Genomic DNA, 546 nt, shown 5'->3' with positions numbered 1-546 from the left:
ATGCTCCAACAACGTTTCCTCCTGTTACTGTCCATGAGAAAATTGATCCTGGTACATTACTTGTTAATTGAATATTTGTCCCTCCGCCTGAACAGAATGTTGGGTTTAAATTCGTTACTATAACTGATGGAATTACAAAACTAGTATTACTAAATGTTACTGATGATGATGAAATACAGGTTCCATTTGATGCGGATACAGAGTAATTAGTATTTAATACCATTCCTGAGATAGCTCCTGTGCCACTTACTGTTGGTCCTGTTGGATTGAAAACATAAGTGATTCCAGAAGTGTAATTGCTAATTGTAGCGGTTCCACTTGTAGAACAAGTAGCAGNGTGCCACTTACTGTTGGTCCTGTTGGATTGAAAACATAAGTGATTCCAGAAGTGTAATTGCTAATTGTAGCGGTTCCACTTGTAGAACAAGTAGCAGTTGTTGTGTTTATTGTAGGTACTGATGGTGTTACTAATTGCGCTGCTGTGCTAAAAGCTACAGATGGCGCAGAAGTACAACTTCCGTTTGATGCGGTTACTGTATAACTTGT

Annotated in this window: 1 protein-coding gene; it reads right to left on the bottom strand. The window is 38.5% G+C overall.

Annotated elements, in window-relative coordinates:
- Positions 1 to 223 (bottom strand): hypothetical protein (locus OJ995_RS13515; protein ID WP_264369915.1); only part of this gene is annotated, 223 nt, incomplete at its 3' end.
- Positions 224 to 546 lie beyond the last annotated feature (323 nt).

The sequence above is a fragment of the Flavobacterium lacisediminis genome (assembly GCF_025909975.1).
Classification (GTDB): domain Bacteria; phylum Bacteroidota; class Bacteroidia; order Flavobacteriales; family Flavobacteriaceae; genus Flavobacterium; species Flavobacterium lacisediminis.
Note: the sequence above shows the minus strand (reverse complement) of the source record. Positions and strands in the feature narration are given on the sequence as shown.